Origin of the sequence: Nocardioides psychrotolerans, assembly GCF_943371775.1 — a bacterium.
GTDB lineage: Bacteria > Actinomycetota > Actinomycetes > Propionibacteriales > Nocardioidaceae > Nocardioides > Nocardioides psychrotolerans_A.
This window is the reverse complement of sequence record NZ_CALRWD010000001.1, coordinates 47,914-62,903: the sequence shown is the minus strand read 5'-3', so window position 1 is coordinate 62,903 and position 14,990 is coordinate 47,914. Positions and strand designations below refer to the sequence as shown.

Sequence of the window (14,990 nt, the reverse complement as noted above, 5' to 3'; positions counted from 1 at the left end):
TCCATGACCGAGCCGCTCCTCGAGCTCCGCGGTGTCAACAAGAGCTTCGGTGTGGTCCACGTCCTCCACGACGTCGACTTCGCCGTCTACCCGGGCCAGGTCACGGCCCTCGTCGGCGACAACGGCGCCGGCAAGTCCACGCTGGTCAAGATCATCGCCGGCATCTACGGCCGCGACACCGGTGACTACCTCTTCGACGGTCAGCCGGTCAACGTCCACGGCCCGCGCGACGTCGCGGCCCTCGGCGTCGAGGTCGTCTACCAGGACCTCGCGCTGTGCGACAACCTCGACATCGTCGAGAACATGTTCCTCGGCCGCGAGGAGACCAAGGGCATCGGCCTCGACGAGGTGAGCATGGAGTCGCGCGCCCGCGAGACCCTCGCCTCCCTGTCGGTGCGCACCGTCAAGTCGGTGCGCCAGAGCGTCTCGAGCCTCTCCGGCGGTCAGCGCCAGACCGTCGCCATCGCCAAGGCCGTCCTGTGGAACTCCAAGGTCGTGCTCCTCGACGAGCCCACCGCCGCCCTCGGCGTCGCCCAGACCCGCCAGGTCCTCGACCTCGTGCGCCGTCTCGCCGACCGTGGGCTCGGCGTCGTGCTCATCTCGCACAACATGGGCGACGTGCTGGAGGTCGCCGACCGCATCACCGCGCTCTACCTCGGGCGGGTCGCTGCCGACGTGCACGTCGAGGACGTGACGCACGGCCAGATCGTCGAGCTCATCACCGCCGGACGCTCCGGGGACCTCGGGATCACCGAGAACCCCGCGACCGCGACCGTCTGACCAGGACCGGAGACCCCTCATGACCGTCGGATCCGACACCCCCGCGAAGGTCGCCGACAGCGACTTCGCCAGCGACAGCCACCAGTCGGCGACCATCGCCGACTCCGCCCGCGACTACCTCAACCGGCTCCGTGGCGGCGACATGGGCTCGCTGCCCGCCATCCTCGGGCTCATCTTCCTGTTCGTCGTCTTCTCGTCGCTCAACGACCGGTTCCTGACGACCTACAACATGGCCAACCTGGTCGTCCAGGCCGGCTCGATCTGCGTGCTCGCCATGGGCCTGGTCTTCGTGCTGCTGCTCGGCGAGATCGACCTCTCGGCCGGTGTCGCCGGAGGCGCAGCCGCGACCATCACCGCGCTGATCCTCATCGACTACGACCTGTCGTGGTGGATCGCCACCCTCGCCGGCATCGCCGTCGGCGCCGTGATCGGCGTGGTGATCGGTGCTCTGGTCTCGACGCTCGGCATCCCGTCCTTCGTCGTCACCCTCGCCTTCTTCCTCGCCCTGCAGGCGGTCCCGCTCAAGTTGATCGGCTCCGGCGGCTCGCTGCGCTTCAACGACGAGGTGCTGCGCGGGCTCTCGATCAAGAACGTCCCGGTTACCGCCGGCTGGATCGCGGCCGTCGCGATCGTCGTCCTCTTCGCGGCCCTGTCGCTGTGGCGCTACCGCTCGCTCTCGGCGCGCGGCCTGGTCCACCCGCCCCTCGCGCTGGTCGTCCTGCAGATCGCGGGGCTCGGGATCATCGTCCTGGGCCTCACCGCCCTGCTCAGCAGCAACCGTGCCCCCAACCCGGACATCTTCGTGATCAGCGGCATCCCGTGGGTCCTGCCCGTCGTGGTCGCGCTGCTGCTCTTCTGGACCTTCGTGCTCACCCGCACCCGCTTCGGTCGCCACCTCTACGCCGTCGGCGGCAACGCCGAGGCCGCGCGCCGCGCCGGCATCAACGTCACGCGCATCAAGGTCACCGCCTTCGTGATCTGCTCCTCGATGGCGGCGATCAGCGGGCTCCTGGCGGCGTCCTACACCGGCAAGGTTTCCCCCGGCTCCGGTGGCGGCAACGAGCTCCTCTACGCCGTGGGTGCTGCGGTCATCGGTGGCACCAGCCTCTTCGGCGGCCGCGGTCGCGCGATGGACGCCATCGTCGGCGGCCTGGTGATCGCGACGATCCCCAACGGTCTCGGGCTGCTCAACCAGGCGAGCTACATCAACTTCCTCGTCACCGGTGGTGTGCTGCTGCTCGCCGCGAGCGTCGACGCCATCTCGCGGCGCCGACGTTCCGCAGCAGGCGTCTAGGCCAACCTCATGAGCCGCCAGCGCACCGGCCTCGGCACCAACCAGGAGGCCGTCCGGCGCCACAATCTCGGGACCCTGCTGCAGCACGTCCACCGCGCCGGGCACAGCTCCCGGGCCGAGCTCACCAGCATCATGGGGCTCAACCGCAGCACCATCGCGGGCCTGGTCGGGGAGCTGGAGTCGCTCGGGATCACCGAGCACGCCCTCCCTGCCCAGGCACGGGGCGGCGCGGGCCGACCCTCCTCCGGGGTCGGGCTCTCCGACAGCGGGCCGTTCGTCATCGCCGTCGACCTCGGCGTCGACCGGATGGTGGTCGCCCGCGTGGGTCTCGGCGGCGTGATCCACGAGCGAGCAGCAGCCCCCATCGTCGGAGGGAGCGAGGCCTGGCAGGTCGCAGGCTCGGTGGCGACCCTGGTGCGCCGGGTCGTCGAGGACGCCCCAGCGTCCGCTCCCCTCGTCGGCATCGGGATCAGCGTCCCGGGACTCGTCCGGCGCACCGACGGGCTGATCCGCCTGGCCCCCAACCTGGAGTGGCACGACGTCTCGTTCGGCTCGATCATCCTGGCCGCCCTCGGCGTCGACGTCCCGGTCTCCATCGCCAACGACGCCGACCTCGGCGCGCTCGCCGAGCACCACCGCGGCGCCGGCATCGACATCGACGACCTGATCTACGTCTCCGGCAACGTCGGCGTCGGAGCGGGCGTCATCGCCGGTGGCATGCGGCTCGAGGGCGCCGGCGGCTATGCCGGCGAGATCGGCCACCTGCGCTACAACCCCGAGGGCCTGCTGTGCCACTGCGGCAACCGCGGGTGCTGGGAGACCGAGGTCGGTGCGCACGCGATCGCCCGTGCGATCGGCATCCCCGAGGAGCAGGCCGCGTCGCTGGGCGAGGTGCTGGAGGGCTATCGCGAGCCGACCCCGGAGCTGCGCCTGATCGGCAGCCACCTCGGTCACGGGCTGGCCGGGTTGGTCAACGCCTTCAACCCCCAGGTGGTCGTGCTCGGCGGCTACTTCCGTGCGCTCTTCCGCCTGGTGCGCGTCGACGTCCAGGCCGCCCTGGCCGATCGCGCGCTCCCGGCTCCCCTGGAGTCGGTGACCCTCGCCCTGCCCGGCCTCGGCGCCGACTCGGTCCTGCTGGGTGCCGCCGAGAACGCCCTCGAGCCGCTCTTCGTGGACCCCGTCGCGAGCCTCGGCACCGCGCTCATCGGGGTGGGCACCAAGCTCGCGGGCTGACCTGACTGCGTCACTCGACGACCGCCACCGCCACCTCGCCGGAGAACACCGCCTCGAGCGAGCGCTCGGCCGCGCCGAGAGCCGCCGCCTCCATGCCGAGCGTGGAGAGCCTCAGGTCGGGGCGACGCTGGGCGGGTGAGGGCAACCGACGGTCCAGGGCGTCGCGGGCCGGCTCGAGCACCCGCTCCCCCAGCGCCACGAAGTAGCCACCGAGGACGATCACCTCGGGGTCGAGCACGTTGGCCAGGATCGCCAGCCCCAGGCCGACGTCGTGGCCGAGGCGGCTCAGCGCCGCACCCACGCGCGGGTCGTCGTCCGCCCGTGCGGCCACGGCCTCCGCGGAGCGCAGGGGCGTCTCGAGCTCGGGCATGCCTGCGGCGGCGAGCATCGCGTGGAGGCCGATCGAGGCCTCCCAGCAGCCCTGCCGCCCGCAGCCGCACCGGGCCGCGGAGTCGCCGATGGGCATGTGACCGACCTCGCCCGCGAAGCCCGTCGAGCCCCGCAGCAGCCGGCCCTCGTCGACGATGCCGGCGCCGATCCCGACGGTCCCCGTGAGGTAGAGCGCGTGGTCGGCTCCGACCGCCGCCCCGTGGTGCGACTCGGCGAACGCCGCGCAGTTTGCGTCGTTGCCGACCGACACCGGGCAGCGGCCGTCCAGCGCCTCGTCGACGGCTGCCGCCACGACGTCGTCGGCCACGTGCAGGTTGGGCGCCCACGCGACCGAGCGGTCGTCTCCGCGCACCAGCCCGGGCACGGCGACCATCGCACCGAGCAGGCGCCCCCGCGGCCCCCGTCGTACGACGTCCCGTGCGAGCGCGAGGAGCGTCGGGAGCGGGTCGCCGGTCACCGGCCGCGTCTCGCTGAGGCGGACCCGGCCGCCCAGGTCGAGCAGGACCGCCGACACGAAGTCGACGTTGAGCTCGAGGCCGAGACCCAGCAGCCCCTCCCCCGTCAGCGACACCGGCCGACCGGGGCGCCCGCGCGCACCCGGGGCGACCACCGTGTCGGCTTCCGACACGGCGGCCGCCTCGACGAGCGCGCTGACGATCACCCCGACCGTCGCCTTGGCCAGACCGGTGCGCTTGGCGAGCTCGGCCCGGGTCGCCGGACCCTGCTGGCGCAGGCTCCTCAGCACGACCGCGGTGTTGAGCCGGCGCAGCCCCTCCGTGCTGGCCGGAGGGGCTCCCGGCTGCTCGGCCACGGTCAGCGGACGCCGTAGAGGTGCTCGAGCGCGAGCTGGTCGAGCTTCTCGAAGCCGGCGCCGCGCGCGGCGAGGACCTCGGGGTCGGGCAGGGCCCACTCCTGCAGCTGCGCCCAGGTCTCCCCGTCACCCAACGTCGGCTGCGACAGCTCGGCCACCTTGGCCGCCTCGAGGGCAGCCTGGACCTCGGGGTCGGCACGGAAGGCCTTGGACTTCTCGCGCAGCACGAGGTAGTTGGTCATGCACGCCTCGGCCGAGACCCACACGCCCTCGTCGTCCTCGGTGCGGAAGGGCTTGAAGTCGAAGTGGACGGGGCCGTCGTAGCCGCCGGCGAACAGCGTGTCGACGACCCAGAAGGCGCCTCGCACGTTGCCGGCGCCGAAGCGAAGGTCCTGGTCGAACTTGGGGCCGCCCTGGCCGTTGAGGTCGATGTGGAAGAGCTTGCCCTGCCACATCGCCTGGGCGTAGCCGTGCGCGGCGTTGAGGCCGGCCATCTCCTCGTGACCGATCTCCGGGTTGACCCCGACGCTCTCGGGCCGCTCGAGGGTCTCGATGAAGGCGAGCGCGTGACCGATCGTCGGCAGCAGGATGTCGCCGCGCGGCTCGTTGGGCTTGGGCTCGATGGCGAAGCGCAGGTCGTAGCCCTTCTCGGCGACGTACTGGCCCAGCACGTCGAAGGCCTCCTTGTAGCGGTCGAGCGCCGCCGCGACGTCCTTGCCCGCGCCGGTCTCCGAGCCCTCGCGCCCACCCCAGCAGACGTAGGTCTGCGCGCCGAGCTCGGCGGCGAGGTCGATGTTGCGCATGACCTTGCGGATCGCGAAGCGACGCACGTCGCGCACGTTGGAGGTGAAGCCGCCGTCCTTGAAGACGGGGTGCGTGAAGAGGTTGGTGGTCGCGGTCGTGACGGCCAGGCCGGTCTCGGCCAGCCCCTTCTTGAAGCGCTCGATGATCGCGTCGCGGGCACCGTCGTCACTGCCGAAGGGGATCAGGTCGTCGTCGTGGAAGTTGACGCCGTAGGCACCCAGGCCCGCGAGGCGCTCCAGCGCGTAGACGGGGTCCATCGGGGCGCGCGTGGCGTCGCCGAAGGGGTCGCGCGCGGTCCAGCCGACGGTCCAGAGGCCGAAGGAGAACTTGTCCTCCGGGCGGGGTGCGGGGATCTGGAGCTGGCTCATCGGGGTGCCTTTCGTGGGGTGCTGCGGACGAGATTGCGGTGACTCAGGTCAGGACCAGGTGGTGGTGCGCTCGCGCAGGCGCGCATAGCCCTCACGGACGTACGCCGTCGGCCCGTCCGTGAGCCCGGACGTCAGCTCGACGGTGTCGGCGAGGTGCCACGTGGGCGGTGCGGGAGTGCCGGCGAGCGCCCACGCGGCCTGGCGTGCGGCGCCGAGGGCGACGTACTCCCCCGGCGGGGGCAGCGTGACCGGGCGGCCGAGGACGGCCGGCGCCAGCGCCTGCAGGGCCGGGCTGCGCGTGGCACCGCCGACCATCCAGATGCGCTGCGGCTCGTCACCGGTCGCTGCGGCGAGGTGGTCGACGGCGTCGGCGAGCGAGCACAGCAGGGCCTCGAAGGCGGCGCGGGCGAGGTCCTCGCGCGTCGTGGCGTCGGTGAGGCCGGTCCAGGTGCCGACGGCGTCGGGGCGGTTGGGCGTGCGCTCGCCGCCGTAGTAGGGCAGGAACGTGACGCCCCCGGCCCCGGGCTCGGAGGCGAGCGCGAGGTCCGAGAGCGTGGCGAGGTCGACCCCGAGCCAGCGGGCCTGGTGGTCCAGGATCCGCGCGGCGTTCATCGTGGTGACCATCGGCAGGTAGCCACCCTGGGCGTCGGCGAAGCCGGTGACCGTGCCGGTGCCGTCGGCGACAGAGGTGTCGCTGATGCACGAGGCGACCCCGGAGGTGCCCACCGAGACGAGGACGTCACCGGGTCCGAGGCCCAGGCCCAGCGCGGCCCCCATGTTGTCGCCGGTGCCAGCGGCCACCACCTGACCCGAGGCCGTGCGACCCGCGACAGCGCCGGGTGCCACGACCCGGGGCAGCGTCGCCTCGTGGCCGAGCGCGGCCGCGAGGAGGTCGTGGCGCCAGGCGCCCTCGGCGGTGGCGAAGTAGCCGGTGCCCGAGGCGTCGCCCCGGTCGGTGAAGGCGTCGGCGCCGGGAGCGCAGGCGTGCCGGGACACGTAGTCGTGGGGCAGCAGCACCTCGGCCACCCGGGCCGCAGCGGAAGGCTCGTGGTCGCGCAGCCAGCGGAGCTTGGTGACGGTGAAGGAGGCGACCAGGACGCTGCCGAGCGCGCTGGCGCAGGCGTCTGGTCCCCCCATCTCGGCGATCAGGTCCTGAGCGGCGCCGGCGGAGCGGGTGTCGTTCCACAGCAGGGCGTCGTGCACGGGCTCGCCGTCCGCGTCCAGCGCCACCATCCCGTGCTGCTGACCGGCGACGGCCACCGCGTCAGCCCGCTCGAGAAGCCCGTCGGTCGCCTCGTCGAAGGCGGTCAGCCACGCCCGCGGGTCCACCGCGGTGCCGGACGGGTGCGGCGCGCTGCGCTGCGCGACGACGGTGCCGTCGGTCGCGTCCACGAGGACGGCCTTCGTCGACTGCGTCGAGGAGTCGACCCCCAGTACCAAGCTCACAGCCCTATTAAGTACGAGACTCGAACTTAAGTCAAGGGTGCGCATGCCGGTCGTCACGTGGGGGTACCGGCGCCTCCGGGGAACATCCCCGTCCGGCGTAGGTTGGAAGAACACCAGGAGGTCAGCCATGACAACGCCGGACAACGGACCCGCGGACGGGGACCAGGAGATCTACGACGGCTACAGCGTCGACGACGAGGACCAGCTCACCCCCGAGGACACCCTCGAGGAGGCCGACGTCGACGACGAGCTCGAGCGTGGCTACTCGCCGCCCGAGAGCTACTCCGCCGGCCAGGGCTACGGCAACACGCCCTGGGAGGAGGAGCACCGCGAGACGATCGACCAGCGGATCGGCCAGGAGGTCCCCGACCCCGACCCCTACGCGGAGACGCCCGACGACGACGTCGACGACGGCGAGGTCGGCACGGCTCGCGCCGGTCGCCTGGTCGACATCGACGAGGGCTCCGGCGAGGACACCGAGAAGGACCTCGTCGGCACCGACGTCGGGATCGACGGCGCCGCAGCGTCGGCCGAGGAGGCCGCCGTGCACGTCATCGAGGAGGAGTGGGCGCCGGACATCGATCCGCGCTGACCCTCCACCTCACGCAGCACCAGCACCACCCGCAGTACCGCACCACCCGAGCGACGGGGCAGACCCCGTCGCATCCCCATCCCCATCAGGAGTACAACACCATGGTCTTCATCCTCTGGATCCTCGCCGTCATCCTCGTGATCGCCGGCATCGTGCAGCTCTTCAAGGGCGAGACCCTCTGGGGCATCGTCTTGATCATCGTCGGCTTCGCGGTCGGCCCGGGCGGCTACAGCATCTTCAAGTAGCACCCGCTCCACACCGAGGACGGCCGCGAGGTCGGGGTCAGTCGGCGACGACGACCTCGACCTCGAAGCCCTCGGAGTTCTCCACGTAGAGCGCGACGTGCTGCTCGCCACCGGCATGGGGATAGCGGTCGGCGAACATCTCGTGCCACCCGTGGGCCGACGACTCGGCCCGGAGCCGGTCGAGCCGGGCCCTGCTCTCCACGTGCAGCGCCAGGTGGTTGAGCCCCGTGCGGTGCCGGTCGTGGGGCTCGTCGACCTGGTCGGAGGAGCGCTCGAGGAACAGGTAGGTCCCGTCGGGATGCACCCACGAGGCGCCCTCGATGTCGACCTCCCACTCCAGCTCCCCGAGCAGCCAGCCCCACTCGTCGACCGCGAGGTCGACGTCGCTCACCCAGAGGTCGAGATGGTGGATCGCGCGCGCCATGCGCCCACCCTAGGCCCTGGCGCCACCCCGGGAACGGACGACAGGAACACGTTCTAGTTCGCCGCTAGGCTGGGGCCATGCGCTTCTCCATCGTCACGGCGTTCCAGCCGTGCGACCACCTGATCCCGCTCGCGAAGGCCGCCGACGAGCTGGGCTACCACGCGATCTCGATCCCCGACCACGTCGTGGACCTCGAGGAGCTCGCGACGCCCTACCCCTACACGCCCGACGGCAAGCGTCGCTGGGACATCGAGGCCGAGTGGCCCGACCCGTGGGTGCTGGTCGGCGCCCTGTCCGCGGTCACCACGCGGGTGCGCTTCTTCACCAGCATCTACGTCGCCGCGATGCGCAACCCCTTCCAGGTGGCCAAGACGGTCGGCACGGCCGCGGTCCTGTCCGGCGACCGGGTCTCGCTCGGCGTGGGCATCGGCTGGTGCCGCGAGGAGTTCGAGCTGCTCGGTGCCAGCTTCGGCACCCGCGGCAAGCGCACCGACGAAGGCCTCTCGCTGATGAAGGCCCTGTGGGAGCCCGGGTGGACGGAGTTCGAGGGGCAGTTCTACACCGCGCCCAAGCTGATGATGAACCCCTCGCCCCGCGCGCAGGTCCCGATCCTGGTCGGCGGCCTGTCGGAGATCGCCTTCCAGCGAGCGGCGCGCCACGACGGCTGGGTCGGCGACATCTACACGATCGAGGAGGCCGTCGGGCACGCGGCGCGGCTCCAGGAGATCCGGGCCGAGCACGGCGCCACGGGCGACTTCTCCGTGATCACCGCACTGTCCGACGCGTTCCTGCCCGAGCACTTCGCGACCGCCGAGGCCGGCGGCATCACCGAGGTCTGGACGATGCCGTGGGTCTACTACCACGGCATGGACGCCACACTGGAGCAGAAGCTCGACGGCATGGAGCGCTTCGCCGTCGACATCATCGGCGCCCTCTGACGAGCCCTCGCCACGCCAGTCAGTGGTCGCGCAGGGCCTCGACCAGCTCCGCCTTGGTCATCGACGACCGGCCCTCGACCTCGAGCTCCGCGGCCCGGGAGCGGAGGTCGGCGACCGTCCACTCGTCGTACGACGGGCTGGCCCCGCCGCGCCTGCCCACGGCCGAGCGCGACGTGGTGGCGGCGGCGTTGGCGATCCGCGCCGACTTCTCCTTGCTGTTGCCCTCGTCGCGCAGCTTCTCGTAGAGCTCCGGGTCCTTGACGCTCGGTCCTGGCTTCTTCTCGGCCGGCATGGCGATCTCCTCTCGGGTGGCGTGCCTCCACGCTAGGGAGGCCCTCGGCGTCGGACATCACCGCTGCGGGTGAACACCCGGGACCGCCCACGTCCGATCGCGTGGCCGGTGGGCAGTCTGCCCGGTGGGCGGTGACCCCTGGGGGATGTCCGGATGGCTCATCACCCACAGGTCACCGCTTGGCGACCCGGCAGGCTCAGGCTCGCCGCCGGCTGCGCCACCACAGGAAGGTGGCGACCAGCCCGATCAGCACCATCGCGCCGTAGGAGACGACCATCCGCGTCGCACTCTCGCCCTCGAGCCGGCTCAGCTGCACGCAGTTGAACAGCACGACCAGCCAGACGACCACGAGCACGGCGTCGGCGACGCGGCGCTTGAGGAAGCCCTTGACGCGCTTCACGACGGCGTACGACGAAGGGCTGGGCGGGGCACGCCCGTCACCCTAGCCGCGCTCACCACAGCGTCGGCAGGCTCCCCAGGACCACCCGGCGCCACGCGGCACCCAGGCCCATGCGCTCGGCGGCCGCCCGGTTCATGGCGACCTCGACGGTGCACCGCCGCGGGCTGTCCAGCGGGTCGACCTGTCCCATGTAGACGACCCGGCCACCGGGGTTGGGCAGGCCCGGCTCGGAGGCACCGTCGCTGCAGAAGAGCCGGTCGTAGGCGCCGTCGTCCGTGGCGATGATGGTGTCGAAGCCCTGCTCGCCGAAGACGATGTCGACGCCGTCGCCGGGATAGATCGTGTCGGCGTCCTCGTCCCCGGTGACACCCAGATCACACTCGGTCGTCTCGTCGGCCTGGTAGTCGGGACCGAAGCCCGGGCAGGAGTCGTCCCCGGGGCCGGCGTCGAGGACGTCCTCGCCGGCACCGCCGTCGAGCTCGTCACTGCCGGCCTCGCCGTAGACCGTGTCGTCACCGGGGCCGCCGGCGGCCGCATCGTCTCCGGGACCGCCCCAGAGCGTGTCATTCCCCTCGCCACCGCTCAGGGCGTCGCCGCCCTCGTCGCCGTAGAGGACGTCGTCGCCCGCGCCGCCCTGGACGTAGGGCAGGTAGTCCCCGGTCGGCGACGGCTTCGGGCCGCGGTCGTCACCGTCGCCGCCACGGAGGACGTCCACCCCGTCCAGCCCCTGGAGCTGGTCGACGCCGGGGCCCCCGTCGGCGGTGTCGTCACCGGGGCCGGTGTTGATGCGGTCGTCACCGAGTCCGCCGAGAACGACGTCGATGCCCGGGCCGGTGCTGATCAGGTCGTTGCCGTCGTCACCCTCGCCCCGGTCGTCGCCAGGCCCGAGGTTGATGTTGTCGTTGTCATCCCCGCCCCGGCCGATGTCGTTGCCGTCACCGCCGACGATGAGGTCGTTGTCGGCTCCACCGACACCGGTGTCGTCGCCGAGACCGCCGTTGAGGTTGTCGTCCCCACCGCCCCCTTGGCCGACGTCGTTGCCGTCACCGCCGCTGAAGAGGTCGTTGCCGGGGCCTCCGATGCCGACGTCGGCACCGGAGGCGCCGCCGAGGTTGTCGTTGCCGGGGCCACCGTCGAGGCGGTCGTTGCCCTCGGCGCCGGAGACCTTGTCGTTGCCACCCTTGGCGTAGACCTTGTCGTTGCCCAGCCGCGCGTTGATCGTGTCGGCGTTGTTGGTGCCGTAGATCTTGTCGTTGCCGCTGGTGCCCGCGATCGTGGCGGCACCGGCGAGCGTGGGCACGAGAGCGAGAGCGGAGCCGGCGAGGAGGATCCGCAGGCGTCGGGACGGGAGCGCGGGAGCAGCCATGGCCTCACGCTAGCCCCGCACGTCCCCCGGGCCGGGCACTTTGGCACAGAAGGCCCGCTCACGTCGCGGCGCTCCACGCCGGAGGCGCACGGGTGGGCGAGCGGACCGCCCTGGTGGGGGCTCCCCTGGATCAGCCGCCGAAGGCCGGCGGGCGGTAGGAGCGGCTCCGACAGGGGCTGCGGTCGGGCTCCGCGAAACGCTCGCGCACACGGCACACCCGCCGCATCTGGTCACGGGCATCGGGTCGCAGCAGCCAGCCCTGCTCCACAGCGCGATCGGTGGCCGCACCCATCAGGCGTTGGTAGCGCGCGAAGGTGCCGTAGCGCTGCTGGACCTCGGCGTCGCTGAACGGCACGGTGATGCCACCGAGGTTGCACAAGGTGCTCTCGTAGGTCGCCACCGGCACCTCCATGGGCGCCAGTCGGATGCCTCCGCGGGTGTTGCGGTCCGCGTCCTTGGCGAGCGCACCACCGGAGAACTCGTAGCGCGGTGTCAGCGCCGGTCGGCGCCCGGTGCGGACCCAGACGTTGAGCTGGTGCAGCGCGGTCGAGACGGCGTAGTGGTTGGGCATGGTCGCCCCCGCGACGGTGCAGACGTTCTGCAGGGGCGCGACCACCTGACCGTAGTTGCCGGCCTCGTCGATCAGCCGCCGGTAGCCGCTCCGGTCCTTGGCAGGGCGCCCGGCGACCCGCGGAGCCTGCCCCAGGACCTGCTGCACCCCGATGAAGTAGTCGGAGTGAGCGGCGCCGGCGACCTCCCACAGCCGGTAGTTGCGGTCCCGCGTCGGCGGGGCCGGATCGGCCTCGCGGTCACTCAGCAGGTGCAGCACCGGGACGTCCAGCGCAGCGTCGAAGGTCTTCTCACCACCGCCGTGGATGAGGAAACCGTCGATCGCCGCGCCCTCGCTCTGGACCTCGTTGACGTAGGAGTACAGGCGACTGGCCGACTGCGACTGCCCGGCGGCGATGATCCGCTCCACCCCGAGGCCGGGCATCGGGTCCAGACCCCGACCCTGCCCCCGCAAGGCGCGAGCCACCTGGGTGAACATGTCCGCTGCGAAGTCGTCGCCGGGATGCGAGATCGCCGCGTAGCGCACCGGGTCGAGGACCTGGGGGGTCAGCGGGCTGCAGCAGAGCCCGGCAGCCTGGACGCTGACGTGCACGAAGGCGAACCCCTCGCGCAACAGCATCTCGCGGGCCTCGAGGCTGTCGACGGCGTTCTCGAACTGCGCCGTCACGTTGACCCAGTCGAGCATCACGGTGCCGTTGAAGTCGCGCTCGTCGCGAGGGCGCGTCACGATGATCCGGGTCGTGTACGGCGCGCGCGAGCCGTCGAGCGCGGTCGCGACGCCGGACACGAGGTACTCCCGCTGCGTGTAGCCGAACGGACCCAACAGGTGCCAGGAGTCCCACAGCGGGGAGCCGCGCAGCCCCGCCGGTGGGGCGCTCAGCCGCGGCACGGCCACGCTCGCCGGATCGAGGCGGCCCGACGGGTCGGCGACCACCGGCATCGACCACCCCGTCGCCAGCAGCAGCACAGCGAGGAGCCCCGTCAAAGCACGACGTGATGTCATACCTGACGTAACGCACACCACATGGTGGGGTTATGCCAGGACCTGGCTTGCCCTGGATCGTGCTCGGGCTACTCCCACTCGATCGTGCCGGGCGGCTTCGAGGTGATGTCGACGGTGACGCGGTTGATCTCGCTGACCTCGTTGGTGATGCGCGTGGAGATGCGCTCCATCAGGTCGTAGGGCAGCCGCGCCCAGTCGGCGGTCATGGCGTCCTCGGAGGTGACCGGTCGCAGGACGACCGGGTGGCCGTAGGTGCGGCCGTCACCCTGCACACCGACGGAGCGTACGTCGGCCAGCAGCACCACCGGCATCTGCCAGATGTCGCGGTCGAGACCGGCGCGGGTCAGCTCCTCGCGGGCGATCGCATCGGCCTGGCGCAGGATGTCGAGGCGCTCGCGGGTCACCTCGCCGATGATCCGGATCCCCAGGCCGGGGCCGGGGAACGGCTGGCGGTGCACGATCTCGGCAGGAAGGCCCAGCTGCTCGCCGACCAGGCGCACCTCGTCCTTGAAGAGCGTGCGCAGCGGCTCGACGAGCTCGAACTCGAGGTCGTCGGGCAGGCCGCCGACGTTGTGGTGGGACTTGATGTTGGAGGTGCCCGCTCCCCCGCCCGACTCGACGACGTCGGGGTAGAGCGTGCCCTGCACGAGGAACGCGACCTTGTCGCCGTCGTCGCCGGAGACGGCGTCGGCGAGGATCTCGGCCTCGGCGGCCTCGAAGGTGCGGATGAACTCGCGGCCGATGACCTTGCGCTTCTCCTCGGGGTCGACGACCCCGGCCAGCGCGTCGAGGAACTGCTTCTCGGCGTCGACGACGACCAGGTCCACGCCCGTGGCGGCGACGAAGTCGCGCTCGACCTGCTCGGTCTCGCCCTGGCGCATCAGCCCGTGGTCGACGTAGACGCAGGTGAGCCGGTCACCGATGGCGCGCTGCACGATGGCGGCAGCGACGGCGGAGTCGACGCCACCGGAGAGGCCGCAGATGGCCTGGCCGCGCTCGCCGATCTGCGCCTGGATCTTGGCGATCTCCTCCTCGACGATGTTGACCATCGTCCAGGTCTGGCGGCAGCCGGCGATGTCGTGCAGGAAGTGCTCGAGGACCTGCTGGCCGTGCTCGGAGTGCAGCACCTCGGGGTGCCACTGCACCCCGGCCAGCCCGCGGTCGACGTCCTCGAACGCCGCGACCGGGGTGGCGGCGGTGGAGGCGAGCACGGAGAACCCCTCGGGCGCCTCGGTGACGGAGTCGCCGTGCGACATCCACACCAGGTGGTCACCGGGGATGTCGGCGAGCAGGGTGCCGGGCGCGCTGACGGAGACCGCCGTGCGGCCGTACTCACGCGCACCCGAGTGGGCGACGGTCCCGCCGAGGCCCTGGGCCATGAGCTGGAAGCCGTAGCACATGCCGAACACCGGGGTCCCCGACGTGAAGATCGCGGTGTCGATGCTCGGCGCCCCGTCGGCGTAGACCGAGGACGGACCGCCGGAGAGGATGATCGCCTTCGGCTTGCGCGCCAGCATCTCCTCCACCGGGAGGGTGTGCGGGACGATCTCGGAGTAGACCCGTGCCTCGCGAACGCGGCGGGCGATCAGCTGGGCGTACTGCGCCCCGAAGTCGACCACCAGGACCAGATCGTGCTCCGCAGCCTGCGTCATGCGGCGATCCTATCGGCGGGCGCGGGGTGCCTCTGCCACCGGTTCCTGCGCTGGTACGACGCCGTCCCCCGGCCCTGCTTCCCGGCTCACCGGGTCTCGACACGGCCTCGCCCAGGGGCTCGGCCGGCTCGACCGACGAGAGGGGCCGGCTCGGGCCGGCTCGACCTCCTCGCAGCCTCTTTCAACGCTTCGCGTTGAAAGGCTCGGAAATGCACCAGGGCCCGGCCGGGGAGGGAGGGTGGCCGGGCCCTGATCGTCCACGCAGACTGTTGGACAGCGCCTGGACCGATGGAACCGGCGATTGGGAGGGAGCATGAGTGCCGGTTCCGAAGCGTTCAACGAGCCCGCGTGGTCCCGGTTACGGCCCCGGCCCGACCCATGA

At 71.8% G+C, this 14,990-nt stretch carries 15 protein-coding genes; 6 read left to right on the top strand and 9 right to left on the bottom strand.

Annotated elements, in window-relative coordinates; genetic code table 11:
- Positions 1–3: 3 nt before the first annotated feature.
- Genes AAG827_RS00295 through AAG827_RS00285 form a run of 3 tightly spaced genes read left to right on the top strand, consistent with a single transcriptional unit; the run spans position 4 to position 3,307 of the window.
- Entirely contained in the window at positions 4–780 is a 777-nt protein-coding gene (locus AAG827_RS00295) for an ATP-binding cassette domain-containing protein (RefSeq protein WP_341923750.1), read from the top strand.
- Positions 781–799: 19 nt separating this feature from the next.
- Positions 800–2,074: an ABC transporter permease gene (locus AAG827_RS00290; RefSeq protein ID WP_341923749.1), complete on the top strand. Its 1,275-nt coding sequence runs from the start codon at positions 800–802 to the stop codon at positions 2,072–2,074.
- A 9-nt stretch (positions 2,075–2,083) separates the two neighbouring features.
- Positions 2,084–3,307 (top strand): ROK family protein, encoded by a 1,224-nt coding sequence (locus AAG827_RS00285; protein WP_341923748.1) that lies wholly within the window; start codon positions 2,084–2,086, stop codon positions 3,305–3,307.
- Between the two features lie 10 nt (positions 3,308–3,317).
- On the opposite strand, the gene AAG827_RS00280 is transcribed toward AAG827_RS00285, so the two are convergent.
- The 3 genes from AAG827_RS00280 to xylB are packed head-to-tail and all read right to left on the bottom strand — an operon-like array spanning position 3,318 to position 7,126.
- Positions 3,318–4,508: an ROK family transcriptional regulator gene (locus AAG827_RS00280; RefSeq protein ID WP_341923747.1), complete on the bottom strand. Its 1,191-nt coding sequence runs from the start codon at positions 4,506–4,508 to the stop codon at positions 3,318–3,320.
- Positions 4,509–4,510: 2 nt separating this feature from the next.
- A complete protein-coding gene (xylA, locus tag AAG827_RS00275; protein ID WP_341923745.1) occupies positions 4,511–5,680 on the bottom strand; it encodes a xylose isomerase in 1,170 nt (389 codons plus the stop codon).
- A 48-nt stretch (positions 5,681–5,728) separates the two neighbouring features.
- Entirely contained in the window at positions 5,729–7,126 is a 1,398-nt protein-coding gene (xylB, locus tag AAG827_RS00270; RefSeq protein ID WP_341923744.1) for a xylulokinase, read from the bottom strand.
- Positions 7,127–7,253: 127 nt separating this feature from the next.
- Between xylB and AAG827_RS00265 the strand changes: the two genes are divergently transcribed.
- Positions 7,254–7,718 carry a DUF5709 domain-containing protein gene (locus AAG827_RS00265; protein WP_341923742.1) on the top strand — a complete coding sequence of 155 codons (465 nt, stop codon included), beginning with the start codon at positions 7,254–7,256 and terminating at the stop codon, positions 7,716–7,718.
- A 101-nt stretch (positions 7,719–7,819) separates the two neighbouring features.
- A complete protein-coding gene (locus tag AAG827_RS00260; RefSeq protein WP_170259047.1) occupies positions 7,820–7,963 on the top strand; it encodes a GPGG-motif small membrane protein in 144 nt (47 codons plus the stop codon).
- Positions 7,964–8,000: 37 nt separating this feature from the next.
- Here the strand turns inward: AAG827_RS00260 and AAG827_RS00255 are convergent, their stop codons facing one another.
- A complete protein-coding gene (locus AAG827_RS00255; RefSeq protein WP_341923741.1) occupies positions 8,001–8,387 on the bottom strand; it encodes a VOC family protein in 387 nt (128 codons plus the stop codon).
- 77 nt (positions 8,388–8,464) lie between these two features.
- Between AAG827_RS00255 and AAG827_RS00250 the strand changes: the two genes are divergently transcribed.
- Positions 8,465–9,325, top strand: coding sequence for a TIGR03619 family F420-dependent LLM class oxidoreductase (locus tag AAG827_RS00250; protein ID WP_341923740.1), 861 nt, complete (start codon positions 8,465–8,467; stop codon positions 9,323–9,325).
- 19 nt (positions 9,326–9,344) lie between these two features.
- On the opposite strand, the gene AAG827_RS00245 is transcribed toward AAG827_RS00250, so the two are convergent.
- From AAG827_RS00245 to guaA, 5 genes are all read right to left on the bottom strand, one after another.
- Complete coding sequence (locus AAG827_RS00245; RefSeq protein WP_341923739.1) at positions 9,345–9,617, bottom strand: Rho termination factor N-terminal domain-containing protein; 273 nt, start codon at positions 9,615–9,617, stop codon at positions 9,345–9,347.
- A gap of 196 nt (positions 9,618–9,813) precedes the next feature.
- Positions 9,814–10,017 (bottom strand): hypothetical protein, encoded by a 204-nt coding sequence (locus AAG827_RS00240; RefSeq protein ID WP_341923737.1) that lies wholly within the window; start codon positions 10,015–10,017, stop codon positions 9,814–9,816.
- 52 nt (positions 10,018–10,069) lie between these two features.
- Positions 10,070–11,383: a calcium-binding protein gene (locus AAG827_RS00235; RefSeq protein WP_341923736.1), complete on the bottom strand. Its 1,314-nt coding sequence runs from the start codon at positions 11,381–11,383 to the stop codon at positions 10,070–10,072.
- A 130-nt stretch (positions 11,384–11,513) separates the two neighbouring features.
- The gene (locus tag AAG827_RS00230) at positions 11,514–12,938 is read right to left on the bottom strand and encodes an alpha/beta hydrolase domain-containing protein (RefSeq protein ID WP_341923735.1); all 1,425 of its coding nucleotides are present in this window, start codon (positions 12,936–12,938) and stop codon (positions 11,514–11,516) included.
- Positions 12,939–13,024: 86 nt separating this feature from the next.
- Entirely contained in the window at positions 13,025–14,608 is a 1,584-nt protein-coding gene (gene guaA, locus AAG827_RS00225; protein WP_341923734.1) for a glutamine-hydrolyzing GMP synthase, read from the bottom strand.
- Positions 14,609–14,990 lie beyond the last annotated feature (382 nt).